Genomic DNA, 22,600 nt, shown 5'->3' with positions numbered 1-22,600 from the left:
ATGGAGGCGGGAGCGATGAACTGGGGAATGATGACCAGGGCCGAGCGCGACGCGGCCTACAACAACAGCGACGCGGTCAAGAACAGCCCGGCGCTGAACGACCAGCGCATCGCCGCCTCCGCCGCCTTCCGCGAGAAGCACCCCCGCCATCTCGACCTGCGTTACGGGCCGAAGGAGCGCAACGTCTGGGACCTCTTCCCGGCCAAGGACCGCAACGCGCCGTGCCTGGTCTTCATCCATGGCGGCTATTGGCAGCGCAACAGCCGCGACCAGTTCGCCAGCCTGATCGCCGGCATCCATGCCCATGGCTGGGCGGGCGCGCTGCCCGGCTACACGCTGGCGCCGGATGCCTCCCTGACCGAGATCGTGGCCGAGATCGACGCCGCGCTCGACTGGCTGGCCGCCAACGGCGCTGCTCACGGCATCGAGGGCAAGGTCGTGCTGTCGGGCTGGTCGGCCGGCGGACACCTGACGGCACAGTGCCTCGGCCATCGTCGCGTCAGCGCCGGCATGGCGGTGTCGGGCGTGTTCGAGCTCGGCCCGATCCGCGACACCTACCTCAACGACAAGCTGCAGCTCACGGACGGCGAGCTCGCCGCCCTGTCGCCGCTGCGCCTGCCGATGGTGCCCAAGCCGCTCGCCATCACCTACGGCACGGCCGAGCTGCCGCCGCTGGTGGGCGACAGCCGTGCCCTGCACGCCAAGCGCTCGGCCCAGCACCTGCCGGGGCCGCTGATCCCGGTCGCCGGCGCCGACCACTTCACCATTACCCACGAGCTGCGCGATCCCGACGGCGTGCTGACGCGGCAACTTCCCCTCTTGCTGGACTGATCCGCCGCCGATTGATATGCGGGCGGTACAGGATTTGCAGGGCCGGAGACGATGGCGAACAAGGTCTACAAGGATGCCAGGTCGGCGCTCGAGGGCGTGCTGGCGGACGGCATGATGGTGATGTGCGGCGGCTTCGGCCTGGTCGGCATCCCCGACAAGCTGATCCGCGCGGTGCGCGACGCGGGCGTCAAGGACCTGACCTGCGTCAGCAACAATGCCGGCATCGACGGCGAGGGGCTGGGGCTGCTGCTCGAGACCGGGCAGGTCAAGAAGATGATCTCGTCCTACGTCGGCGAGAACAAGACCTTCGCCAAGCTCTACCTCGAGGGCAAGCTCGAGATCGAGTTCAACCCGCAGGGCACGCTGGCCGAGCGCTGCCGCGCCGGCGGCGCCGGCATCCCGGCCTTCTACACCAAGACCGGAGTCGGGACCGAGGTCGCCAAGGGCAAGGAGACCAAGGTCTTCGACGGCCAGGAATACGTCATGGAGCGCGGTCTGGTCGGCGACCTCGCGCTGGTCAAGGCGTGGAAGGGCGATGCCGCCGGCAACCTCGTCTATCGCAAGGCGGCGCGGAACTTCAATCCGATGATGGCGACGGCGGCCAAGGTCTGCGTCGCCGAGGTCGAGGAGCTGGTGCCGGTCGGCGCGCTCGACCCCGACCATATCCATACGCCCGGCATCTTCGTGAACCGCATCCTGTGCGGCGCCCCGTACGACAAGAAGATCGAGCAACGGACCACGCGCAAGGCCTGACCGGCGCGACGAGAGGAGCCAAGACCATGGCCTGGACCCGCGAGCAGATGGCGGCGCGCGCCGCCAAGGAGCTGAAGGACGGCTTCTACGTCAACCTCGGGATCGGCATCCCGACCCTGGTGTCGAACTACGTGCCCGAGGATGTCGACATCACGCTGCAGAGCGAGAACGGCATGCTGGGGGTCGGCCCCTTCCCGCTCGACAACGAGGTCGATCCCGACATCATCAACGCCGGCAAGCAGACCGTGACCGAGCTCAAGGGCACGTCCTACTTCTCGTCGGCCGACAGTTTCGCGATGGTGCGCGGCGGCCATATCGACCTGTCGATCCTGGGCGCCATGGAGGTGGCCGAGAACGGCGACCTCGCCAACTGGATGATCCCCGGCAAAATGGTGAAGGGCATGGGCGGCGCCATGGACCTGGTGGCCGGCGTGCGCAAGGTGATCGTCACCATGGAGCACGTCTCCAAGGACGGCGCCTCGAAGCTCCTCCAGGAATGCACGCTGCCGCTCACGGGCCGGCGCGTGGTCGACATGGTGATCTCGGAGCTCGGCGTCTTCACCATCGACAAGACGGGCGACGGCGGCGTGACCCTGGTCGAGCTGGCCGACGGCGTCACCGTCGACGAGGTCAAGGCCAAGACCAAGGCAAAGCTCGCGATCGGCGCCGGCGTGAAAGTGCCGGCGTAGGAAACTGGGCGCGGCTGCCACTTCTCTGGCGGCCTCACTCGCGGCGCGCCGTCAGCAGGCATTTCACATCTCCCACGCTGCCGCTCGTCGCTTTCGCCAAGGCGAAAGCGGACCCATCGTCCCAAAGGGTTGTTCCCGAGATCGGGTGGTGCCAGAGTCCGGCCTCTCCCGTTCCGGGGGCAGTCGGGAGCGATCGGTCATGCGATACGTTGCTGCAGTGATGCTGGGTGCGCTGTTGTCGCTGAGCTCCGCCGGCGCCCACGCTCAAGTCTACAAGGAGATCAAGGGCTGCGCCGGCTCGATGAAGGTCCTCATCACGTGCGTCGTGATCGAGCGCGGGATCGAGAAGGTGCTGGATGTCGGGCTGAGCGACCTCGTCGCCTACGTCCTCGGCAGGCAGAGCGGCGTCGAGCCGGCGCCGACCCCGCCGTCACCGGCCGAGGTCGAGACGGCCAAGGCCAACCTCATCCCCTGGGCCGAGTTCAAGGCCTTCCTGCTGTCCGCCCTCGGCCAGCAGCCCGCGGACGATCCCGCGCAGATGCGCGCGAAGATCGCGGATGCCTGTGCGGCCAAGTACTCGCCGGTCTGCACCCAGTTCGGCATCTACCAGCACAACCGCGCCACGAGCTGCACCGGGCTCACGAAGGAAGCGTGCACCGGCGGCCTGTTCGGCTGCGCCTGGACGGGCACGACCTGCCGGCCCGCGGGGGGAACGAGGGAACTGCTCAAGGAAATGCAGAAGCAGTAGGCCAGGATCCTATCGCCGGGCGCGCTGCACCACTTGCTGCACCGGCGGCAGCCAGGCCGGCGCCAGGCGCGTGCACAGACGCACCAGCATGTCCCTGTATCGGCGGTGGACGGCGTCGTTCAGCCCAAGCGTCGCCAGCAGGGCGCAGGGAAGGATGTGCGTGAAGTAGAGACGCAGCAGGGTCCGCCGGTGTCGCTCGCTGCGAAGCGCGGGCAGGAACACCGGCGCCAGCGCATAGTAGAGGCCGATCTCGTCAGCGCCGCCGGGGCTCGGGGCCAGCACGCGATCGCGGTAGCGCCGAAGGGCGGTCAGCTCGAAGCAGTCGTCCGTCAAACCCACCTCCGCACAGCAGGCCTCCGTCAGGAAGCAGCTCTTGTCCTGACGGCGCGAGCCGGGGGCCGGCGCGGCCAGGGCGGCAAGGGCATCCTGATCGTTCACCGCGCGGATCATCGTGCTGATGCCGGCCCTGAGATCCGAGACCCGCGCCTTGAGAATCGTCACGCTCTTTCCGCCGGCGATAAGGACGACCTCGATGTTGCGGAGGGCGGCCATCCGCCGGCCGTCCCCTCCGAAGGCCGCAGCGAGCTCGTATCTCTCGACCTTCGCGGTGGGCGTGAACCGGGCGACATCCGCCCCGTCTGCCAGGATGCGGATCTGCTGCTTCGCCAGATCGGCGCCGAGGAACTCGCACACGAGCACGGGGCGGACGCCGGCGGACTCCATATAGGTGATGTCGAGCTCGCAGACGGCGCCGGCGGTGCTGGCGTCCTTGATCGTCTTGCCGGGTCCGGCCGCGATCGCCCGGTCCGCCAGGAACAGATGGCCTTTCCCCGCCGGCGTCCCGTCGCCGGCAAACCCCGTGCAGAGAACCCAGTCCCCGCCGCCTTCCCAGGTCGACACGCTGGAGTCGCACGCGCGGGCGAAGAGCCATCGCTGGCGCTCCTTCGACATGTCCAGAGGCACCTTCTGGGGGGCTTCCCGGGGCGGCTGGACTTGCTTGCTGCTGTCGTAGTCGCCCCTGCCCTGCCCGTGGCTGGCCGGAACCGCCGCGGCGGACGACAGGAGCAGTGAAACGAAGGCCGCGATGCGGCGGTTTCCAAGGATCATGCGACTCTCCCCAGGCGACCCGGCTCGCCGAAGCCTTCCTCAGCGCGGCAATCCGATGGCGTTCTGCCGCTGCGCCGCATAGGCCCGCTCCGCCTTGAGATAGGCGAGCGCCTTCTGCGTGTCCTCCAGGGCGATCTCGCTCAGGACCACGCTATGGCCGTCGACGACGATCGAGAACGAGGCGGACCGGGCCTTGACGAGGAGCTCCTCGAACCGCTTCGGCGTCATGCCGCCGATGCCCGCCAGGTATTGATTGGCGACGACCGAGTGAAAGCGGGACCTGCCCTGCAACGGCGCGATCTGCAGGGTGCGGCCCGTGTCGACGGCTTTCGCCGTCTCGGCGGCCTGCAGGGTCAGCGGGTCAGGCAGCTTTGCCACCTGCTCGCCGTCGAGCTTCATGAACACCGGACCACCGGGATGCTCGACGACGACCTTGGCGCCCTGCTTCTGCAAGTCGAAGCCCTTGTCGCCCGCGCTCGCGGGTCGCGTGATCTCCTGGGAATAGCCGACGTAGCAGATCGTCTCCCGCTTCCCGACGTCGTAGCCCAGCGACAGCGCGGCCGAACCCGACACCGTCCATCGTCCGGCCGTCGCCTCGTCGACCCGGCGCAGGTACCTGTCGGCCCGCAGGCCGTGGGCGATGCCGTCGCCGCTGCGCTCGATCGTCCAGCTGCCGATCATCTTGAGCTCGGCGCCGGGCGGCCGCTTGACCTCGAAGGCGGCCGGCGGCTTCTGGTAGGCCTGCCTCGCCCCCGGGCCGGCCTGGGCCGCGAAGAACTGGAACAGAGGCATCCTGTCCTGCGCCCCGGCGATCGAGGCGACGGGCTCGCCGTTCCGGAAGACGACGACCCGCGGCGGATCGGTGGCTTGGTACTTCGCGGCCAGCGCACGTTCGACCCCGACATCGACCGTGTAGAATTTCACCTTGCCGGCGAACGCGGCAAAGGCCATCTGGGGCGCCTCGACGACCATTTTGTTGCAGGGTGGGCAACTGTCGCTGCGAAACATCACGACCACCGGCTGATTGGCCGATTCCGCGATCACCTTTCGATCAAAATCGCTTCCCGCGACGTCGTACATCGCAAGGCCTTGCGCAAAGGCCCCTGACAATCCCGAGAGACAGAAAAGCGCGATCAGGAACGCACGCTTCATCGACGACCTCGACAGCGATAGGGTTGAAAGACTATCCCCCATGCACCGCGAAGGTGCAAAGCCCATGACCCGGTCTTCGCGCGATGGTCATCCATACCCCAGACGTCGTTGTCCCACCTGACAACCGGATCCTCTACTTCGGTCGGGATCGCGCCCGGTTCGGCTTTCTCTCGCATTTCTATCACAGCCCGATCACCCTCGACGGCGAAGGCTGGCCCACGGTCGAGCACCATTATCAGGCACAGAAATCGGCCGATCCTCGATACGGGGCGGCCATCCGGGCGGCCGTTCATCCCGGTCTGGCCAAGCGCCTTGCCGCGCCGCCGGCGGCGCCGCGCCGGATCTCGCGGGACTCATGGTTCCGCCGGCACGGCGAGCAGCCGCGCCCCGACTGGCATGAGGTGAAGCTCGACATCATGCGTCGTGCCGACCACGCCAAGTTTGCGCAGAATCCGGACCTCGCGGCCTTGCTGCTGGCGACCGGCGACGCCGAGCTGGTCGAGGATTCGCCCGGCGAGCCGTTCTGGGGCACCGGGCCGGACGGCGCCGGCCTCAACTGGGCCGGGCGGGTTCTGATGGAGGTCCGGAGCCAGCTTCGATCGGATGGAGGATTGCAGCGAGCGTGACGGCCGCGGCGCGAGTGCCGGCGGACCTTCGGGGCACGCGCGAGACCTGTCGCCTCGACCTGACAACCATTGCCAGCGACGGCATCGAAGGCCAGAATAAGTCAGTAAAATCTGGTTCCCATGTCGTCCGATTACGAGTCCGTTGTCGCGTTCCTGAGTGGTGTGGACGAAAACGACCGCATCGCAGCCACGGCCTTCCGGACCTGGCTCAGTCGCACGAACCCTGCCGAGTACAACGAGACATCGTCGACGGCGGCAAAATGGGGCGACACGCTGCCTGGCACCTCAGGCTCTGTCACCTACTGGTTCGACGACAACTCGGGCTGGACGCCGGACGAGCAAGGCGCGTTCGAAGCCTGCATGGCCCTCTGGATGGCCGTCGCCAACGTCAGCATCACGGAGGCAGCCAGCGCCGCGGCCTCCGACTTCCTGATCGTGCGCGGAACCGACGGCGCATTCTGGACGCCGGGCAGCCCGACGCCGGTGCCGATCGGCGGCGACAGGCTCACCTCGCCGCCGCCCCTCGACAGCGACGGCGACAAGCTCCAGATCTCCTACCAGCCGTCGTCGTTCGGCACGCTCGGTCCCGATATCGGTTCGAAGGCCAACGGCGCCTATTCGACGCTGATCCATGAGCTTGGGCACATGCTCGGCCTCGGCCATGCCGGGCCGTACAACTCCAACAACGTCGCGTCGCAACAGTTCTCGCCCTACGACATGACGCTGTGGTCGATCATGTCTTACTTCGAGCCGCACGAGGACGGCCGCTACGCCGAGAGCTATCCCGTCACGGGCACGAGCTGGGGGACCGATTCCACCGGCAAGCACTACGAGCCGCTGACCCCGATGATGCTCGACATCCTGGCGATCCAGCGCCTCTACGGTGCCGCGACCACCGGGCCGTTGACGGGTGGCGGTCACGTCTTCGGATTCAACGCCAATATCGAAGGCCCGATCGGGCAGTTCTATGATTTCAACCTCAACCACAATCCCATCGTCACGATCTGGGAGAGCGGCCGCGGCAACACGCTCGACCTGTCCGGCTTCTCGGACGATGCGCTCATCAACCTCAACGCGGGCACGTTCTCGAGCGCCGGCGGCAAGACCAACAACATCGGCATCGCCTTCGGCACCGTCATCGAGACCGGCATCGGGGGCAGCGGCAACGACAGGATCATCGCTTCCGATGTCGGTTCGACGCTCGACGGCCGCGACGGAAGCGACGACCTGCGGGGAGGACTCGGCAACGACATCCTGACCGGCGGCGCCGATCCCGACACGCTGCATCCCGGCGGCGGGCTGAACGTGCTGCGCGACACGTTCGAGAACATGGACGGCGACACCGTGTTCGATTTCGGCCAGAGCACGACCATCGACGTCGCCGGTGCGCTGATCGGCCGCCTTCAGCTCGGGGTTGCGCAGTCCGGCGGCAGCACGACGCTGACCATGGGCGAGACCGAAATGCTGCTGGAGGGCGTCTACTCCGGCGGCGATTTCATGGCGGTTGCCCGCGCGTCCGGCGTTGGACTGCACACCGAGATCACCTTCGAGCCCTTCCTGCCTACGTTGTTCGAAGGCGTGAGCGTCGCGCCACAGGCCGTCAACGGCATCGCCAACCAGTCCTTCCTGACCGGCGATGGCCTGGTCCGGTTCTCGGCAACCCTGAACGGCGGGATCTCTTCCTTCAACAACACGGTGGGCTGGTACACGGTCGCCGCCGACGGCACGATCCGTGGCGTCGACATCCTGTTCGCCAACGCCCACGCTCCCGGCCAGACGACGATCAGCCTCGGCATTCCGGCCTCCGGCGAGCAGATCGGCTTCTTCCTGATCCAGGACGGCTTCGATCGCTTCGGGGCTTTGCCGGAAGACCTTTCCTTCCTGAACCAGGGATCGCTGACGCCCGGCAACGCCTTCGGTGGATTGCCGCTGGTCCTGCAGAGCGCCACGCGCGGCATCCTCGATGCCGTCGTCTTCCACTCCTTCCAGGACCTCAATCCCGGGCATGCCGATCAGGTCCTGTCGGGAACCGCACCCGGCGGGCGCGTGCTGCAACTCGGCTTCGAGGACCTGCCGGCGGGCACGGGCGACAACGACTTCCAGGACGTGCTGCTCACCGTCCTCGCGAGCCGCGACGACGTCTTCTTCGTCTGACCCGGTACGGCCCGACAGACCTGCCGGCGCACGCTCGCGCGCGTCGTGGTCTCACCGCATGGTCCGCCGTTTGCAAGGCGCTCGGACACACTTTGAGAGGGCTTCTTGGCGTCCGACCCCTTCCATCTCGGCTGGTTTCTCGGCAACAGCTTCGGCGTGCACGGCTGGAACCAGCCCTGGGGCGGGACCGGCGGCGAGGACTGGATGCGGCCCGACCTGCATGTCGACCTCGCGAAGGCGGCGGAACGCGCCTGCTTCGATTTCGTGCTGCTCGAGGACTCGGTATTCGTCCCCGACAACTGGGGCGGCTCGATGGATTTCTACCTGAAGCGCGCGCTCCGGGCGCCCAAGAACGATCCGCTTCCGCTCGTTCCCCTGATGACGCAGGCGACGAGCCGGCTCGGCGTCGTGCCGACGATCTCCACCAGCTTCTATCCGCCCTATCTGCTGGCCCGGCTGATCGCGACGCTCGACCTGATGTCGAACGGGCGCGTGGGCTGCAACTTCGTCACCTCCACGGCCGAGCGCGCCGCCCAGAATTTCGGCCTCGATGCCCACATCGAGCACGACCTGCGCTACGAGATGGCGGCGGAGTTCGTCGAGGTCGTCCTGCAGCTCTGGTCGTCGTGGGACGCCGACGCGATCGTCATGGACCCCGGGACGGGCACCTTCGTCGAGCCCTCGCGCGTCCGGACGATCGACTTCAAGGGCCGCTTCTTCGCCTCGCGCGGCCCGCTCAACACCGCCCGCCCGCCGCAGGGCCAGCCGGTGCTGATCCAGGCGGGCAACTCGCCGCAGGGCCAGGACTTCGCGGCCCGGCGCATGGACGCGGTCCTGTGCGCGGTCAGCACCGTCGGGGAGATGAAGGCGTTCCGCGACCAGATGCGCCGGAAGGTGGCGGCCGCCGGCCGCGACCCCGACACGTGCAAGGTGATGTTCGTGGCCTCGCCGACGGTCGGCGAGAGCGAGGAGGAGGCGCGCGAGCGCGTGCGTCGACGCCAGGCCCAGCGGGACGCGGCCCCCGAGCTCGCCCTGGCGCAGATGGGCAGCCTCACGGACATCGACTTCTCGACCTTCGACATCGATGCGCCGATCGGCGAGCTCACCACCAACGGCCAGCAGGGCACGCTGAAGCGCTTCCTGAAGCAGGGCCGGACCCTGCGCGAGATCGCGCAAAACTACCGCTACGGCTACGAGGACCTGGTCGGCACGGCCGAGCAGGTCGCGGGCCAGATGGCCGAGCTCATGGAGGAGGTCGGCGGCGATGGCTTCGTGTTCACCGGCAACCTGACCCGCCGCTACATGGCCGAGATCACCGACGGCCTCGCCCCGGCCTTGCAGCGCCGCGGAGCGACGCGACGGGCCTACGAGCACCAGCACTTTCGTGACAACCTGCTCGCCTTCTGACGCCGCCACCGGCAGGAGACGGACGTGACCGACCGTGACGCCCTGAAAGATGCCGCCTGCCGCGCGATCGACGCGCAGGCCGCGACGCTGTTCGACATCAGCAACCGGATGCATGCCGAGGTCGAGCTGAGCTTCGAGGAAGTGAAGGCGCAGGCCTGGCAGTGCCGGGCGCTGCGCGACGCCGGACTCGCCGTCGAGGAGGGGCTGGGCTCGCTGAAGACGGCGTTCCGCGCCACCACGACCGCGTCGAAGCCGGGACCGCGCATCGCCTTCCTGTGCGAGTATGACGGGCTGCCGGTCTACGGCCAGAGCTGCGGCCACAACGTCGTCGCGGCGGCTGGCGTCGGCGCGGCCATCGGTTATGCCGCCGTCGTCGGGACGGTGGGCGGCACCGGCCTCGCGCTCGGCACGCCGGGCGAGGAAGGCGGCGGCGGCAAGAACATCCTGCACCGCGAGGGCTTCTTCGACGGGATCGACGCGATGATGCTGGTCTATCCCGGCATGGACAACATCGCCCATTCGCGCACCGTCGGCGCGACCCGCGTCCAGGTCGGCTATTTCGGCAAGGCGGCGCATGCGGCGGCGCGGCCCGAGCTCGGCGTCAATGCCCTCGACGCGCTGCTGCTGGCGCTGAACGGCATCGGCGCGCTGCGCCAGCAGCTTCCGTCCGACGTCCGCGTGCACTGGATCATCACCAAGGGCGGCACGCTTCCGCAGGTGATTCCCGACCATGTCACCGCCGTGCTGACCGTCCGCGCCAACAACGCCGCGACCCTGGCGACGGTGATCCCACGCATCGACGCCTGCCTGGCCGGCGCCGCCCAGATGACCGGCGCAAAGCTGGAGCGCACCTGGAACGACCGACCGGGGCGCGAGCTCCTGAGCAATGCCGCGCTGGCCGGCCGCTACGACGCCAACATGCGCGCGCTCGGGCTCGCGACGCGGCCGCGCGACGAGCTGTCGGGCGCCTGGTCGGGCGACACCGGCAACGTGAGCTGGTTCGTGCCGACCATCCAGCCGCAGATGGCGATGACGGCGCGCGACGTGCCGCCCCACAGCCACGAGTTCCACGCCGCCTCGATCGGTCCCGCCGCCGAGGCCTGCATCCTGGCCTCGGCCAAGGCCATGGCCATGACCGCCATCGACCTCGCCGTCGATCCCGGCCTGCTCGCTGCGGTGCGCGAGGAGTTCGCGACCTCGAATCGCGCCGGCTGATCGCCCTTCTCCCGCGGCAGGCCGTCGCGACGCCGCCGCCGCGACGCCGCCGCCGCGACAGGGGCGGCGGTTCCGATCTATGGTCAGGCTCCACGATTGCAGGGTGAGCCATGTCCGTCTGGTCTCGACGTCGATTTGCGGGGTCCATCGGGTTGGCGGCGGGCGTCGCCGCCGCCGGCCTGGCACCGGGTCCGCGCGCCCGCGCGGCCGATCCGCAGGACATCGAGGCGATGGCCGCCGAGATCTCGCGCAAGCTGTTCGCCGGCGACGGCATGGCGCGGCCGGTGCCCGAGACACCCACCGTCTCGGACCTGGCGCGCGGCAAGGACCGCACGCTGGTGCTGGGCGGCGGCGGCGAATACTACGTCGCCTGGTATTGCGGCTTTTTCCATGGGCTGAAGGAGCAGGGGGTCGACCTCGACGTCGCCGAGATGGTGGTCGGCACCTCGGCCGGCGCCTATGCCGGCTCCAGCCTGACGTCGGGCCACTTCTGGCGTCTGCGCGACGCCTTCGAGTTCTTCGGCCATTTCCCCGCCCTGTTCGCCAAGATGGCGCCGGTCACCGCGCCCAACATCAGCCAGAAGCGGGCGCAGGAGATCAACTTCAACGCAAAGAACGGCGACCCGGCCACGATCCGCGCGATCGGGCGGGCGGCGCTGGCGGCCGACAACAAGCTGAACGGCGACGGCGTCGAGCGCATGGCCTGGCTGCTGACCGGCGACAGCCGCACCGGCTGGCCGCCCGCCAAGATGTTCACCACGGCGAACGACTGCTACACGGGCGAGCGTTTGGTCGTGAGCCAGGAGGTGGCGAAGCGCAACGGCATCCCGCTCGCCCACGCCGCGGGTGCGAGCTCGTCGCTGCCCGGCATCATCGGACCCACCCTGCTCGGCCAGCGCTACTGCATGGACGGCGGCATCTCGCGTACCTGGGCGCATACCGACCTCGTGGCGGGCTCGAAGCGCGCGATCGTCGTCACGCTGACCAACGGCTACGAGGGCTCGCTGCTGAGCGGCATCCCGCACAACATCCACAACGAGATCAAGGACCTGGAAGCGACAGGTACCAAGGCCATGCTGATCATCGCCGGCACGCCGCCCGGCGTGAACCTGCTCGACCCGCGCCAGATCGAGCCGGCGCTGCGAGCCGGCTATGCGCGCGCCAAGATCGAGGCGCCGAAGATCACCGCCTTCTGGAGCTGACCAAGGGGCCCTAGATCCGCCGCCACATCGGTCGCAGCGCGAGCAGGACGACGAGGCCGAGCGCGCCCGTGGCCGCGGTCGCCGTCGGCGCGCCGACCCGGTCGGCGAGCCAGCCCAGCCACAGGAAGCCGAGCGGCCCCGTGCCGATGCAGACCGAGAGCACGCCCATGATGCGCGAGCGCATCTCGTGCGGCGCGGCGAGATAGACCAGCGTCGCCTGCAGGGTGGAGAAGGAGGCGCCGGCCAGCCCGGTAAACAGCAGCGCACCGGAGGCCGACACCACGCCCGGCGCCAGGGCGAAGCCGATGAAGGCGAGCTGGTAGAGCGCGACGCCGCCGACATAGGACGCGGCATGCCAGCGCGCCGACAGGCGCCAGGCCAGCAGCAGCGCGGCCGCGAACGCGCCGACGCCGTCGATGCTGGTGAGCAGGCCGACGCCTTCCGGTCCCAGCGCGAGCTGGTCGCGGCCGATCACCGGGATCATGCTCGTGCAGGGCCAGCCGAACAGGTTGTAGACGATCGTGACCGCCAGGATCGCGGCCAGCCGCCGGTCGGCCATCACCGCCGCGAGCCCCTCGCGCACCCGCGCCAGCACCGGCTGCGGCCGGCTGGCAGGAACGGGCTGGCGCCGCACCGACAGCGTCGCACCGACCGCCAGGAGATAGAGGCCCGCGCACAGCATGAACGTGCCCTCGATGCCGCCCGCGACCAGCACGACGCCGCCGAGCGTCGGCCCGATCATGCGGCTGGCGTTCTGCGCCAGCACGTCGAGCGCCATGGCGGTCGGCATGCGCTCGCGGCCGACGCTGTCGCCGATCATGGTGCGGCGGAGCGGATTGTCGGTGAGCCAGCCGAAGCCGTTGATCAGGGCGCCGACGGCGAGATGCCAGACCTGAAGGAGCCCGAAGGCCGCCACGATCGCCAGCACGCCCGAAGTGACGACCAGGATGGCCATCATCAGCGCCAGCAAGCGGCGGCGATCGAGGCGCTCGACATAGGCGCCGAGCACGGCGCCGAACAGGCCCATCGGCAGCAGCCGCAGCATGGTGACCATCGAGACCAGGAACGGCGAGCCGGTCTCGCGATAGACGACCACGCCCACCACCACGGTCTCCAGCCAGCGCACGACCGAGGTGATCAGGCCGACCGACCACAGTCGCCAGAAGTCGGCGGGAAAGCTTTGGCGCACCGGCGGCACTCGCGGCACGACGCCGTCAGCGGCCCGCCGGCCCTCCCGCCCCGTCGCCGTGCCGGCCGACACCCGCCACGAAGCGCTGCGCGCCCGACTGGAAGCCCTCCTGGAACGCCGCCGCGCTGCCCGCGATCTCGCGGCGGATCGCCTCGTCCTCGGGGAAGTCCCACTGGCCGAGCAGCGACTGGCGGTCCGACAGCAGCGCGGTCTGCGGCAGGCCGGCAAGCTGATAGGCCATGCGCTCGGCCTCGCGGCGCGCCTCGCCCTTGGCCACCAGGCGGTTGGCGAGCCCGATGGCGTGCGCCTCAGGGGCCTCGACGGCGCGGCCGGTCAGCATCATGTCGAGGGCGCGGCTCTGGCCGATCAGGCGCGGCAGGCGCACCGTGCAGCCGTTCGGCATCGGCCCGCCGTAGCGCCGGCAAAACACGCCGAACACCGCCGTCTCGTCGGCGACGCGCAGGTCGCACCACACCGCCAGCGCCAGGCCGGCCGCCACCGCATGGCCCTCGACGGCGGCGATCACCGGCTTGGCGAGCGTCCGGCGCGTCACGCCCTTGTCCTCGCCGGCCCAGCAGAAGCCCAGCGCCTCGCCGCTCGCCAGTTCCTTGAGATCGGCGCCGGCGCAGAAGGTGCCGCCCTGTCCGGTGAGCACGGCGACCTTCGCCGTGTCGTCGGCCTCGAACGCCATGAACGCGTCGTGCAGCGCCTTCACGGTCTCGACACGGCAGGCATTGCGCGCCTGCGGCCGGTTGATGATCACGGTCGTCACCGGACCGTCGCGTTCGACCAGGACGTCGTCGCGTGCCATTCTGGCGTTCCTCCTGAAGCTTTCTTCGAGGCACCATACACGGGATGAACGCTGCGACCGAAACCCGCCGCATCGCGGCCCGCCTGCCGGCACAGCGCGTCATCGACGACGGCGCCATGCGGCTGTTCCGCGGCCTGCCGGCACCGGGCCGTGACTCGGTCGGCCCGTTCGTGTTCGTCGACCACTATCGCAGCACCAGCGCGCGCGGCATCGGCGACCGGCCGCATCCGCATGCCGGCATCGAGGTGCTGAGCTACCTGCTCGAGGGCGGCGTCGAGCATCGCGACAGCATGGGCTTCCGCGACCGGCTGGGCGCCGGCGACGCCCAGTGGATCCGTGCCGGCCGCGGCATCCTGCACGCCGAGCAGCCGCAGGGCGGCCGACACGGGCTGCAGCTCTGGACCAGCCTGCCGCCGGCCGAGAAGCTCGCCGAGCCGACCTACCGTTCCTTCCGCGCCGCCGACATCCCCGAGATCCGCCGGCCGGGCGCGCAGGTGCGGGTGATCGCCGGATCGGTCGAGGGGATCGCCGGACCGATGGTGCTGGCGACGCCCACCGTCTTCGCCCATGTCGAACTCGCGGCCGGCGCGTCGACGACGCTCGCCGTCGACGCGGACCAGGAGCTCGGCCTGTACGTGCTGGCCGGCGGGGTCAAGATCGGCGACGGGACGGTCGGCACCGGGGAGCTCGCCGTGCTGACGCCAGGCGCTAGCATGACGCTCGCGGCCGACGGCGCGCAGGCCGCGACGGCGGCGCTGATCGGCGGCCGGCCGGCCGAGGGCCCGATCCTGTTCGCCGGCCCGTTCGTGATGGACACGCCCGAACGGCTGGTCCAGGCGCGACAGGACTATCTCGCCGGCCGCATGGGCCGGCTGGAAGGCGTGCCGTTCTGACGGCCTGGCGCGGCGGCTCCTATTCGGCCGCCGCCTTTGCCTTGGACTGGGCGTAACGCTCGATCTCGGCGTTCACCGCCTGCGCCGATTCCGCCCCGGCCGTCGCGTGCTTGACGGTGGCGTCGTCGTAGCTCGCGACCCTGAGCGCGTTCGAAGCGCGCTGGAAGTGCGGATGGACGTAGCGCGCCATCAGCTCGTAGCTGCGCTTGGTCGCCTCCCAGTCGGCCCAGTTGTGGGCCAGCAGCAGGACGGCGCCGAAGCCGCCGTTGGAGCCCTGCCACAGCCGCTCGAAGTGGCGGATGCAGTCGTCGGGCGTGCCGATGCAGGCAAGCCCGCTCGAGGTCAGGTACTCCACCGGGTCGGCGATGTCCGGCGGGACGATCGGGAAGGTGGCGACGTCGGTGAAGTAGCGGCAGAAGTCGGCGAGCCCGTGCGCCATGTCGGCCCGCGCCTTCTCGCGGGTCTCGGCGACGTGGGCAAAGGTGACGATGCGCCACTTCGAGCGGTCGGGCTCCTTGCCCGCCTTGCGTGCCTCCTCCTCGTGCATCGCCCAGTTGTTGGCATGCGCCTTCAGCGCCTCGTCGGAGGTGCCGCCGATCGACAGCATGCCGATGCCGTGCTTGCCCGAGGCGACGGCGCCGACCGGCGAGCGCGACGAGGCCACCGCCATCTCCATGACGGGCTGCGAATAGGGCCTGAGCTGCAGGCACGCCTCGTTCAGGGTGAACCAGTCGGTCTTGCGCGTGACGGTGCCGCCCCGCATCAGCTCCATCAGGCAGTCGAGCGATTCGGCCATGCGGCGTCGCTGGTCGGCGGCCTTCAGGCCGATCTTCTCGGCGTCGTAGATCAGCGAGCCCGGGCCGACGCCGAACATGGCGCGGCCGCGCGTCATGTGGTCGAGCTGCATCATGCGCGAGGCCAGCGTGAACGGGTGATGGTAGGGCAGCGACACCACGCCCGTGCCCAGCCGGATGTTGCGCGTGCGCACCGCGGCGGCGGCGATGAACATCTCCGGGCAGGCGATGATCTCGAAGCCGCCCGAATGATGCTCGCCGATCCAGGCCTCGTGATAGTTCAGCCGGTCGAGATGCTCGACCAGCTCCATGTCGCGCTCGATGGCGAGCGTCGGGTTCTCGCCCAGCGCATGGAAGGGGGCGAGGAAGATTCCGGTGCGGAGAAAGCGGTCCTGCATGACGGTGCCTCGGGTTGGAGGGGACGGATGGCGGAAACGCGTGACGCGGGTCAGACGGTGCGGAAGCCGCCGTCGGCCATGACGATGCTTCCGGTGACGTAGGACGAGAGGTCGGAGGCCAGGAAGACCGCCGGCCCGGCGATGTCGGAGGGCTGGCCCGCCCGGCCGAGCGGCGTGTGGCGCATCACCATGGCCACCATATCAGGATTCCTCGCCCGCGCCTCGGCGTTGATCCGGGTCTCGATCAGGCCGGGTCCGATGGCGTTGACCCGCACCCCGTCCTTGCCGAGCTCGGCCGCCAGCGCGCGGGTGAAGCCCAGCACGCCGTGCTTTGAGGTCGTATAGGCGGCCGAGTTGGGCCAGGCCACGTGCACGAAGGACTGGATGGAGCCGATATTGACGATGCGGCCGCGCGTCTGCCGAAGCTGCTCCAGGAAGGCGTGGGTGACGTTGAACATGCCGTCCAGGTTGATCGACAGGATGTCGTCCCAGTCCCTGGCGACCGCATCGACGTCGCCGGTGATCGGATTGCGGCGGTTGATGCCGGCATTGTTCACCAGGATCGAGACCGGCGCGGTGCGGGCGATCTCGGCCGCCACGGCGCGGCAAGCGGCGCGGTCGCGCACGTCGAGCATCAGCGCCGTCGCCGTGCCGCCGCCGACCGCGATCAGGTCGAGCGTCTCCTGCGAGCCTTCCTGGTTGACGTCGAGGATGATCACGCGCGCGCCCTCGCGGGCATAGGCCTGGCAGATCCCCTGCCCGATGCCCGAGCCGCCGCCGGTCACCGCCGCGACATGTCCGTCGAGAATTCCCGCCATGTCTTCCTCCCGTGCGCCGGCTTGGAGCGGCGTTCCCCGAATCCCTACCAGAAGGCCCGGTCGGGGCAAGGGAGGCGGCCTTGCGTCGCGGAAGGGCCGTGCCGACTGAAGATGGAACGCGGACCTGGAGGTCCGCGCTCCGATCGCGCCACGATCTCTCCGTGACGCTCAGGCGCTGCGGACGAGCCGCACCACCGCGCCCTTGCCGCGCACCTCGGCCTCCTCGTAGTCGGCCGCCGCGATGGCGCGGTCGAGCGCGGCCCGCAGGGCCTTGGCGCTCTCCAGCGTCAGCTCGACGCCGGCCCGGGCATCCGCGCCGAGGCCGGTGTTCAGGAAGTCGAGGGTGATGACATCGCCCAGGGGCGCATGCCTTGCGTGGTCGTAGGCGACGACGGCCTGGCTGAGCGCGAACCAGTCGTCGCCGCGCTTGGCCATGCCCTCGGCATGGGCGATCTCGACGATCGAGGTGCACATGATCGCCCCCTACTTCGCCAGCTGCTTGCCGAAGAAGGCGAAGACCTTGCTCCAGCCGTCCATGCACTGTTCGATCCGGTAGAGCGGCCGGTGCCAGTAGAAGAAGCCGTGGCCGGCGCCATCGTAGCGATGGAACTCGTAGGCCTTGCCGTGCTTCTTGAGCTCGGCCTCGTGCTGGTCGACCTGCTCGGGGCTGGGCGCCCGGTCGTCGTTGCCGAACAGGCCGAGCAGCGGGCACGACAGGTCCTTCGTCATGTCGATCGGTGCGACCGGCGTCTTGGCGTTGAGCTCTTCCTTGCCCATCACGACGCGGCCGCCCCACAGGTCGACGCAGGCGTCGACGTCCTTCTTCTGGCTGGCATAGATCACGGCATGGCGGCCGCCCGAGCAGGAGCCGAACACGCCGACCTTGCCGTTGCAGCCGGGCTGCGCGCGCATCCACTTCACCGCGGCCTCGGTGTCGCCGACCATCTGCGCGTCGGCGATGCCGCCCTCGGCCCGCACCTTGGCCGCGACATCGTCGGGATTGGCCTGCCCGCCCTCGCGCTCGTACAGGTTGGCGCAGATCGCCATGTAGCCATGATGCGCGAAGCGCCGCGTCGTCTCGATGTAGAACTCGCTCCAGCCCGGCAGGTGATGGATCAGCACGACGCCCGGAAAGGGACCCGTGCCCGAGGGCTTCGCCACATAGGCCGTCACATCGAAACCCTTGTCGCCCTTGAGGGTGACGTTCTCGCAGGTCATGCCGCGGTAGAATGCCATCGACTCTTCCTCCTCCATGGAAGGTCGAGTATTCGACGATCGCCCCGGGGGCGCAACAAAGCGCCGGCGATGGGCGCCAAAGCGGGATGAGATTGGCTGGTTCCAGCCAATCTCATCATGCCTTAGGCGCCCGGGGGGAAGAGCTGCGCCACGTGGAAGGCCTTCGACGTGACCAGCCATCGGCCGTCGAGGCGATGGAAGACGAGATGATCGATGAAGCCCGTCTGGGCGATCCTGACGCGGACCTTGGCGGTCGCGAGATCGGGCGCGGTGCGCTCGACGGCCAGGATCTCCTGATCGCGCGGCGCCCCGAGCGCCGCCGGCGAAGGGCGGCCGCGCATGACCGCGCGGAAGTCCGACGCCGACCAGGCGACGAGCTTGTCCTCGCGCAGGCCGTGGATCAGACAGGCGTCGTGGAACACCTCGGGAAATCGACTATCGTCGGAGTCGTACATGAGGTCGAGATAGCCGTTGATGGCGGCGACAATGTCCGGGCTCTGGTCCATGTGGAGTCTCCTTGCGACGCGAGGCGGCGAACGTGACCGAAACCCGCGCGCAGCGGCACCCTTCGACCTGTCATCTCATGAATGACCGGGAGGCATCGGCGATGGACGATATCGACAGCCGGCTGGTCGACGGCCTGGTGGTGCTGGCGGCCGTCGCCGACGCCCGCAGCTTCGGCCGGGCGGCCCGTCGGCTCTCCATGACTCAGTCCGGCGTCAGCAAGGCGATCGCCAAGCTCGAGTCCCGACTCGGCACGCGTCTGGTCCATCGCACCAGCCGGGCCGTCGACCTGACCGACGAGGGACGCGCGCTCCACGACCGCGTCGCCGCGCACCTCGCGGGCATCGGCGAGGCGGCGGCCGAGGTCGCGAAGGCGCGTCAGACCGCAAGCGGCCGGCTGCGGGTCAATGTCGATCCGCTGTTCTCGCGCCTGGTCCTGTCGCCCAACCTCAACGCCTTCCTGCGGCGAAATCCGACTCTGGAGCTCCGCCTCGAGACCCGCGACCGCATCGCCGACCTGGTGAGCGACGGATTCGACCTGGCGGTGCGCTTCGGCGAGCCCGCGCCGTCGGCGCTGATCGCCCGCCGCCTTCTCGAGGGCCGCATCCTCACCGTTGCCGCGCCGGCCTATCTGCGTCGCCGCGGCCGCCCCGCCCATCCCCGCGATCTCGCCCGCGATGGCCACGAATGCATCCACGCCATCGATCCGGCGACGGGGCGGGCGTTCGACTGGGAGTTCCGGCGGGGAACGGAGGTCGTGCCGGTCGCCGTCAGCGGACGGCTGACGGTGACCGATTCGGCGACCAAGCTCGGCGCCTGCCTCGCCGGCTTCGGCATCGCCCAGGTGATCGACCTCGGGCTCGACGACCACTTCGCGAGGCGGTCGCTGGTGAACCTGTTTCCCGACTGGCCGGACGAGCGGTTCCCGCTCTACGTCTACTATCCCTCGCGCAACCACGTGCCGGCGAAGGTGCGAGCGTTCATCGACTTCGTCGTGGACTCGCTGGGCGCCGGCCGGGCGGCTACCACTTCGCCATGAACTGGCGGATCGGCTCGGCGCCGGGATTGGTGAAGCGGCGGTCGAGCACGATCGCGCGCGTGTCGGCGCCGCTGCCGTAGTAAAGCGCATTCCAGTCGTTGTCGGGATCGAGGTACGAGCCTTCGAGCGAGGCGCCGGCGAACAGGCCGAGCGAGCTCGCGAAGGCGATGATGTCGGCGCCGACCGCCGCGGTGGTGGCGCCCTCGACGCCGATGCCCACGATCGCCAGCGCCACGCCGGCCTGGGCGCCGAACTTGAAGCGGTGATCGAGGATCGCCTTCAGGCCCTTCTCGGTCTTGATGATGAACACGACCTCGGAGACCTTGGCGCCGATCTGGAGGCCGAAGCTGCCCGAGCCCATGGCGTAGAAGGCGGGCGGACTCCAGTCGCGCGGCGCGCTGCGCGCCATCAGGGTGCCGCGGCCGCCGGCCAGGCCGAAGATCAGGCCGCCCTGCACCAGCTCGGGCACGATCAGCACGCCGCGTGCGCCCTCCATGTAGCGGGGCGCGTCGGGATAATCCTTGCCCTCGAGGATCTTGCGGGCGGCGTCGAGGCTGGAATCGACCAGGGCCTGCCGGCGGGCATCGGCCCGCGCCGGCTGCACCGGGAGGGCCGACAGGATGGGAGCCGCCAGGGCGGCGGTCGCTCCCGTGAGGACAGTGCGGCGATCGAGCTTCATGCTTCTGCTCCTTGGGCGATGGACGGCGCGCCCCGTCCCGGAGGGAGGGTCGGCGGGGCACCCCAAAGGCCAAACAACTGGCACTCTAGCACAAATCAAGCGGTATTTGAGGGGGTTAGGGCAATTACCTCACAAAGAACTCAAGCAGCCGGCGCGGGCGCCGGGCGGTCCTTGAGGGTGAGCGGCAGGCCGGCCGCCATCAGGATCACCCGGTCGGCGCGCTCGGCCAGCCGCATGTTCAGGCGGCCCTGGGAATCGCGAAAAGCCCGCCCCAGGGGCGTTTCCGGCACGATCCCCAGTCCCACCTCGTTGCTCACGATCACCACCGGCTGGCCGTAGCCCTCAAGCGACGCCACCAGCGTGTCGGCCGCCTCGTCGAGATCGGCCTCCGCCAGCATCAGGTTGGAGAGCCACAGGGTGAGACAGTCGATCAGCACCGGCTGGCCGTGGCTGCGGGCCGCCGCCAGCGCCTCGGCGAGGTTGAGCGGCTCCTCGATCGTGGTCCAGGCGCCGCCGCGGCGGGCGCGATGCGCCATGATCCGGGTCGCCATCTCGACATCGCCCGCCTGGGCGGTCGCGACATAGACGGCCGGGCGCGGCACGCCGCCGAACAGCGTGCCGGTCGCGAGCTTCTCGGCGTGCGTGCTCTTGCCGGACCGCGCCCCGCCCAGCACCAGGGTCACGGGCGGCAACGGATAGGCCGGGATGTGTTCCATCAGATCTCTGCCGGGAGCGCGCCACTCCAGGGGCGCCTCTTCCGTCGATCGCAACGTCCCATGAGCGCCACTGGAGTGGTGCGCCCCCAGCGAACGACGCCGTCAGGCCGCATGCGCCGTCACCAGCCAGCAGGCACCGGGGAGGCGCACGCCGTCGGGCTTCTCGTGCGGCGCCAGCACCTCGGCGATCGCCTGCTTGGCCTGCTCGATCGCCGCCGGCTCGGCGCCGGCGAAGGCCCGCGCCAGCGGACCGAAGCGGCCGGCATTCGCCAGAACCTCGGCAATGCTGTCGCCCATCCAGATCGGCCGGTCGACCGGCTCGAAGCGCATCCCGGCAAAGCCGGACTCGGAAAGGATGCGCTCGACGCGGGCACGATCGCCGAACGAGAACTGGCCGACATCCTCCGGCGGCTTCGGTTGCGGCGGCAGGAAGGGCTGCGCGGCGCGCACCGGCGCGGTGGCCCAGGGATTTTCCTGCGGCGTGCGCCACGCGAGGAAGACGAGACGGCCCGACGGCTTCAGCGCCCGGCGGATGTTGCGGAAGGCGCCGACGGCATCGGCGAAGAACATGACCCCGAAGCGCGAGAAGACAAGGTCGCTGGCACCCTGATCGAAGGCATGGGTGGCCGCGTCGCCGACCGCGAAGGTGGCATTCGGCAGGCCCTGCCGGCGGGCGGCCGCGATCAGCGGCTCGGAGATGTCGACGCCCAGGACATGGCCGCTCGGCCCGACCGCCCGGGCCAGCGACGCCGTCGTGCCGCCGGTGCCGCAGCCGATGTCGACGACATGCTCGCCGGGCTGCGCCCGCGCCGCGGCGAGCACGATCTCGCCGACCTCGGCGATCGAGCGTGCGATGCGCTCGTAGGCGGCGAGCCAGCCCTCGCCGCCCGGCCCGTTCCAGAACGCCGCCTGCTCGGCCGCGATCTCCGCCGTGCTCTTGCCGTCGCTCATGCCAGCGCTGCGGCCTTTGCGACCACCAGTTCGCGCGGCATGTAGTTCACGAAGCCGACGCGCCAGGCATGCGCCGGATCGGCCTGCTCGAAATGCTCGATCATGGTCAGCGAGACATTGTCGATCTCGAAGCGCACCGCCGCCTCGGGATGCAGGTCGAAGGCATGGGCCAGAGCGGCGCGGATGGTGCCGCCATGCGCCGTCGCCACGATGTCGCGTCCGCGATGCTCGGCGGTCAGCCGATCGATGCTGCGGACGGCGCGGTCGCGCAGGTCGATGAAGCTCTCGCCGCCCGGCGGGCGGTACTCCGGCGGTCCCAGCCAGAACAGGTGGTTGTTGGCGTACTTCTGGGCGATCTCGACATAGGTGAGGCCCTGCCAGTCGCCGAAATGCTGCTCGGCGAGGTCGGGATCGATGTTGAGCCGGTCCATCTCGGCGCCTGCATGGGCGAGGTGCTCGGCCGTCTTGCGCGCACGCAGCAGGTTCGAGGCGTACCAGACGGCGCCCTTGGGCAGCAGCTTCGCCTGGTGGCGGAACAGCGCCTCGTTGCTGACGTCGCAGTCCTTGTCGCTCTGGCCGTAGCAGCGCGCCTCGGGATTGGGCACCGGCGCATGCCGCACCCACCACCAGCGCGTGACCTTTCCGGTGATCCTGGCCCCTGTCGCCATCGGCTCGTAACTCCTGTTGC

Annotated in this window: 24 protein-coding genes; 11 read left to right on the top strand and 13 right to left on the bottom strand. The window is 69.6% G+C overall.

Translation table 11 applies throughout. The features are described 5' to 3' along the window. Positions 1-15 precede the first annotated feature (15 nt). The 4 genes from ACO073_RS06125 (at position 16) to ACO073_RS06110 (ending at position 3,021) form a co-directional block, all read left to right on the top strand. Positions 16-831 carry an alpha/beta hydrolase gene (locus ACO073_RS06125; RefSeq protein ID WP_421996268.1) on the top strand — a complete coding sequence of 272 codons (816 nt, stop codon included), beginning with the start codon at positions 16-18 and terminating at the stop codon, positions 829-831. A gap of 51 nt (positions 832-882) precedes the next feature. Next, positions 883-1,584: a CoA transferase subunit A gene (locus ACO073_RS06120; RefSeq protein ID WP_421996267.1), complete on the top strand. Its 702-nt coding sequence runs from the start codon at positions 883-885 to the stop codon at positions 1,582-1,584. 26 nt (positions 1,585-1,610) lie between these two features. Next, positions 1,611-2,273: a CoA transferase subunit B gene (locus tag ACO073_RS06115; protein WP_421996266.1), complete on the top strand. Its 663-nt coding sequence runs from the start codon at positions 1,611-1,613 to the stop codon at positions 2,271-2,273. A 199-nt stretch (positions 2,274-2,472) separates the two neighbouring features. Continuing rightward, positions 2,473-3,021 carry a hypothetical protein gene (locus ACO073_RS06110; RefSeq protein WP_421996265.1) on the top strand — a complete coding sequence of 183 codons (549 nt, stop codon included), beginning with the start codon at positions 2,473-2,475 and terminating at the stop codon, positions 3,019-3,021. Positions 3,022-3,030: 9 nt separating this feature from the next. On the opposite strand, the gene ACO073_RS06105 is transcribed toward ACO073_RS06110, so the two are convergent. After that, entirely contained in the window at positions 3,031-4,128 is a 1,098-nt protein-coding gene (locus tag ACO073_RS06105; protein ID WP_421996264.1) for a hypothetical protein, read from the bottom strand. A gap of 39 nt (positions 4,129-4,167) precedes the next feature. Continuing rightward, positions 4,168-5,208, bottom strand: a complete 1,041-nt coding sequence (locus tag ACO073_RS06100) for a thioredoxin family protein (RefSeq protein WP_421996263.1) — start codon at positions 5,206-5,208, stop codon at positions 4,168-4,170. Positions 5,209-5,363: 155 nt separating this feature from the next. On the opposite strand from ACO073_RS06100, the gene ACO073_RS06095 reads away from it, so the two are divergent. From ACO073_RS06095 to ACO073_RS06075, 5 genes are all read left to right on the top strand, one after another. Further along, on the top strand, positions 5,364-5,906 hold the full coding sequence (locus ACO073_RS06095) for an NADAR family protein (RefSeq protein WP_421996262.1): 543 nt from the start codon (positions 5,364-5,366) through the stop codon (positions 5,904-5,906). 120 nt (positions 5,907-6,026) lie between these two features. Next, positions 6,027-8,060, top strand: coding sequence for a M10 family metallopeptidase C-terminal domain-containing protein (locus tag ACO073_RS06090; protein WP_421996261.1), 2,034 nt, complete (start codon positions 6,027-6,029; stop codon positions 8,058-8,060). 105 nt (positions 8,061-8,165) lie between these two features. Then, positions 8,166-9,467, top strand: coding sequence for an NtaA/DmoA family FMN-dependent monooxygenase (locus ACO073_RS06085; RefSeq protein ID WP_421996260.1), 1,302 nt, complete (start codon positions 8,166-8,168; stop codon positions 9,465-9,467). 24 nt (positions 9,468-9,491) lie between these two features. Beyond that, entirely contained in the window at positions 9,492-10,682 is a 1,191-nt protein-coding gene (locus ACO073_RS06080) for an amidohydrolase (protein ID WP_421996259.1), read from the top strand. A gap of 152 nt (positions 10,683-10,834) precedes the next feature. Then, positions 10,835-11,884, top strand: coding sequence for a patatin-like phospholipase family protein (locus tag ACO073_RS06075; protein ID WP_421996258.1), 1,050 nt, complete (start codon positions 10,835-10,837; stop codon positions 11,882-11,884). A gap of 10 nt (positions 11,885-11,894) precedes the next feature. Here the strand turns inward: ACO073_RS06075 and ACO073_RS06070 are convergent, their stop codons facing one another. Then, a complete protein-coding gene (locus tag ACO073_RS06070) occupies positions 11,895-13,091 on the bottom strand; it encodes an MFS transporter (RefSeq protein ID WP_421996257.1) in 1,197 nt (398 codons plus the stop codon). Between the two features lie 7 nt (positions 13,092-13,098). Next, positions 13,099-13,884, bottom strand: coding sequence for a crotonase/enoyl-CoA hydratase family protein (locus ACO073_RS06065; RefSeq protein ID WP_421996256.1), 786 nt, complete (start codon positions 13,882-13,884; stop codon positions 13,099-13,101). A 44-nt stretch (positions 13,885-13,928) separates the two neighbouring features. Between ACO073_RS06065 and ACO073_RS06060 the strand changes: the two genes are divergently transcribed. Beyond that, on the top strand, positions 13,929-14,777 hold the full coding sequence (locus ACO073_RS06060; RefSeq protein ID WP_421996255.1) for a pirin family protein: 849 nt from the start codon (positions 13,929-13,931) through the stop codon (positions 14,775-14,777). A 19-nt stretch (positions 14,778-14,796) separates the two neighbouring features. Here ACO073_RS06060 and ACO073_RS06055 read toward each other — a convergent pair whose 3' ends face one another. The 5 genes from ACO073_RS06055 to ACO073_RS06035 form a co-directional block, all read right to left on the bottom strand. Further along, a complete protein-coding gene (locus ACO073_RS06055) occupies positions 14,797-15,969 on the bottom strand; it encodes an LLM class flavin-dependent oxidoreductase (RefSeq protein ID WP_421996254.1) in 1,173 nt (390 codons plus the stop codon). A 50-nt stretch (positions 15,970-16,019) separates the two neighbouring features. Further along, positions 16,020-16,787 carry an SDR family NAD(P)-dependent oxidoreductase gene (locus tag ACO073_RS06050; protein WP_421996253.1) on the bottom strand — a complete coding sequence of 256 codons (768 nt, stop codon included), beginning with the start codon at positions 16,785-16,787 and terminating at the stop codon, positions 16,020-16,022. A gap of 168 nt (positions 16,788-16,955) precedes the next feature. Next, positions 16,956-17,261 (bottom strand): DUF6295 family protein, encoded by a 306-nt coding sequence (locus ACO073_RS06045; protein ID WP_421996252.1) that lies wholly within the window; start codon positions 17,259-17,261, stop codon positions 16,956-16,958. A gap of 9 nt (positions 17,262-17,270) precedes the next feature. Beyond that, a complete protein-coding gene (locus tag ACO073_RS06040) occupies positions 17,271-18,023 on the bottom strand; it encodes a dienelactone hydrolase family protein (RefSeq protein WP_421996251.1) in 753 nt (250 codons plus the stop codon). 122 nt (positions 18,024-18,145) lie between these two features. After that, positions 18,146-18,529 (bottom strand): nuclear transport factor 2 family protein, encoded by a 384-nt coding sequence (locus tag ACO073_RS06035; RefSeq protein WP_421996250.1) that lies wholly within the window; start codon positions 18,527-18,529, stop codon positions 18,146-18,148. Between the two features lie 101 nt (positions 18,530-18,630). On the opposite strand from ACO073_RS06035, the gene ACO073_RS06030 reads away from it, so the two are divergent. After that, positions 18,631-19,566, top strand: a complete 936-nt coding sequence (locus ACO073_RS06030) for a LysR family transcriptional regulator (RefSeq protein WP_421996249.1) — start codon at positions 18,631-18,633, stop codon at positions 19,564-19,566. Here ACO073_RS06030 and ACO073_RS06025 read toward each other — a convergent pair. The 4 genes from ACO073_RS06025 to ACO073_RS06010 form a co-directional block, all read right to left on the bottom strand. After that, a complete protein-coding gene (locus ACO073_RS06025) occupies positions 19,550-20,245 on the bottom strand; it encodes a lipid-binding SYLF domain-containing protein (RefSeq protein WP_421996248.1) in 696 nt (231 codons plus the stop codon). The two genes, ACO073_RS06030 and ACO073_RS06025, sit on opposite strands and share 17 nt — an antisense overlap. A 140-nt stretch (positions 20,246-20,385) precedes the next feature. Next, the gene (gene cobU, locus ACO073_RS06020; protein ID WP_421996247.1) at positions 20,386-20,961 is read right to left on the bottom strand and encodes a bifunctional adenosylcobinamide kinase/adenosylcobinamide-phosphate guanylyltransferase; all 576 of its coding nucleotides are present in this window, start codon (positions 20,959-20,961) and stop codon (positions 20,386-20,388) included. Positions 20,962-21,063: 102 nt separating this feature from the next. Further along, positions 21,064-21,912, bottom strand: a complete 849-nt coding sequence (locus ACO073_RS06015; protein WP_421996246.1) for a class I SAM-dependent methyltransferase — start codon at positions 21,910-21,912, stop codon at positions 21,064-21,066. After that, positions 21,909-22,580 carry a histidine phosphatase family protein gene (locus tag ACO073_RS06010; protein WP_421996245.1) on the bottom strand — a complete coding sequence of 224 codons (672 nt, stop codon included), beginning with the start codon at positions 22,578-22,580 and terminating at the stop codon, positions 21,909-21,911. Before ACO073_RS06010 ends, ACO073_RS06015 begins: the two co-directional genes overlap by 4 nt. Positions 22,581-22,600 lie beyond the last annotated feature (20 nt).

Source organism: Reyranella sp. (assembly GCF_965229815.1).
GTDB lineage: Bacteria > Pseudomonadota > Alphaproteobacteria > Reyranellales > Reyranellaceae > Reyranella.
This window is presented reverse-complemented; position numbering and strand designations above follow the sequence as displayed.

What these genes read in the sequence shown, in the direction of transcription:
- ACO073_RS06125 (WP_421996268.1), top strand. Translation starts at nt 16, where the DNA reads ATGAACTGGGGAATGATGACCAGGGCCGAGCGCGACGCGGCCTACAAC.
- ACO073_RS06120 (WP_421996267.1), top strand. Translation starts at nt 883, where the DNA reads ATGGCGAACAAGGTCTACAAGGATGCCAGGTCGGCGCTCGAGGGCGTG.
- ACO073_RS06115 (WP_421996266.1), top strand. Translation starts at nt 1,611, where the DNA reads ATGGCCTGGACCCGCGAGCAGATGGCGGCGCGCGCCGCCAAGGAGCTG.
- ACO073_RS06110 (WP_421996265.1), top strand. Translation starts at nt 2,473, where the DNA reads ATGCGATACGTTGCTGCAGTGATGCTGGGTGCGCTGTTGTCGCTGAGC.
- ACO073_RS06105 (WP_421996264.1), bottom strand. Translation starts at nt 4,128, where the DNA reads ATGATCCTTGGAAACCGCCGCATCGCGGCCTTCGTTTCACTGCTCCTG.
- ACO073_RS06100 (WP_421996263.1), bottom strand. Translation starts at nt 5,208, where the DNA reads ATGTACGACGTCGCGGGAAGCGATTTTGATCGAAAGGTGATCGCGGAA.
- ACO073_RS06095 (WP_421996262.1), top strand. Translation starts at nt 5,364, where the DNA reads ATGGTCATCCATACCCCAGACGTCGTTGTCCCACCTGACAACCGGATC.
- ACO073_RS06090 (WP_421996261.1), top strand. Translation starts at nt 6,027, where the DNA reads ATGTCGTCCGATTACGAGTCCGTTGTCGCGTTCCTGAGTGGTGTGGAC.
- ACO073_RS06065 (WP_421996256.1), bottom strand. Translation starts at nt 13,884, where the DNA reads ATGGCACGCGACGACGTCCTGGTCGAACGCGACGGTCCGGTGACGACC.
- ACO073_RS06060 (WP_421996255.1), top strand. Translation starts at nt 13,929, where the DNA reads ATGAACGCTGCGACCGAAACCCGCCGCATCGCGGCCCGCCTGCCGGCA.
- ACO073_RS06055 (WP_421996254.1), bottom strand. Translation starts at nt 15,969, where the DNA reads ATGCAGGACCGCTTTCTCCGCACCGGAATCTTCCTCGCCCCCTTCCAT.
- ACO073_RS06050 (WP_421996253.1), bottom strand. Translation starts at nt 16,787, where the DNA reads ATGGCGGGAATTCTCGACGGACATGTCGCGGCGGTGACCGGCGGCGGC.
- ACO073_RS06045 (WP_421996252.1), bottom strand. Translation starts at nt 17,261, where the DNA reads ATGTGCACCTCGATCGTCGAGATCGCCCATGCCGAGGGCATGGCCAAG.
- ACO073_RS06040 (WP_421996251.1), bottom strand. Translation starts at nt 18,023, where the DNA reads ATGGCATTCTACCGCGGCATGACCTGCGAGAACGTCACCCTCAAGGGC.
- ACO073_RS06035 (WP_421996250.1), bottom strand. Translation starts at nt 18,529, where the DNA reads ATGGACCAGAGCCCGGACATTGTCGCCGCCATCAACGGCTATCTCGAC.
- ACO073_RS06030 (WP_421996249.1), top strand. Translation starts at nt 18,631, where the DNA reads ATGGACGATATCGACAGCCGGCTGGTCGACGGCCTGGTGGTGCTGGCG.
- ACO073_RS06025 (WP_421996248.1), bottom strand. Translation starts at nt 20,245, where the DNA reads ATGAAGCTCGATCGCCGCACTGTCCTCACGGGAGCGACCGCCGCCCTG.
- cobU (WP_421996247.1), bottom strand. Translation starts at nt 20,961, where the DNA reads ATGGAACACATCCCGGCCTATCCGTTGCCGCCCGTGACCCTGGTGCTG.
- ACO073_RS06015 (WP_421996246.1), bottom strand. Translation starts at nt 21,912, where the DNA reads ATGAGCGACGGCAAGAGCACGGCGGAGATCGCGGCCGAGCAGGCGGCG.
- ACO073_RS06010 (WP_421996245.1), bottom strand. Translation starts at nt 22,580, where the DNA reads ATGGCGACAGGGGCCAGGATCACCGGAAAGGTCACGCGCTGGTGGTGG.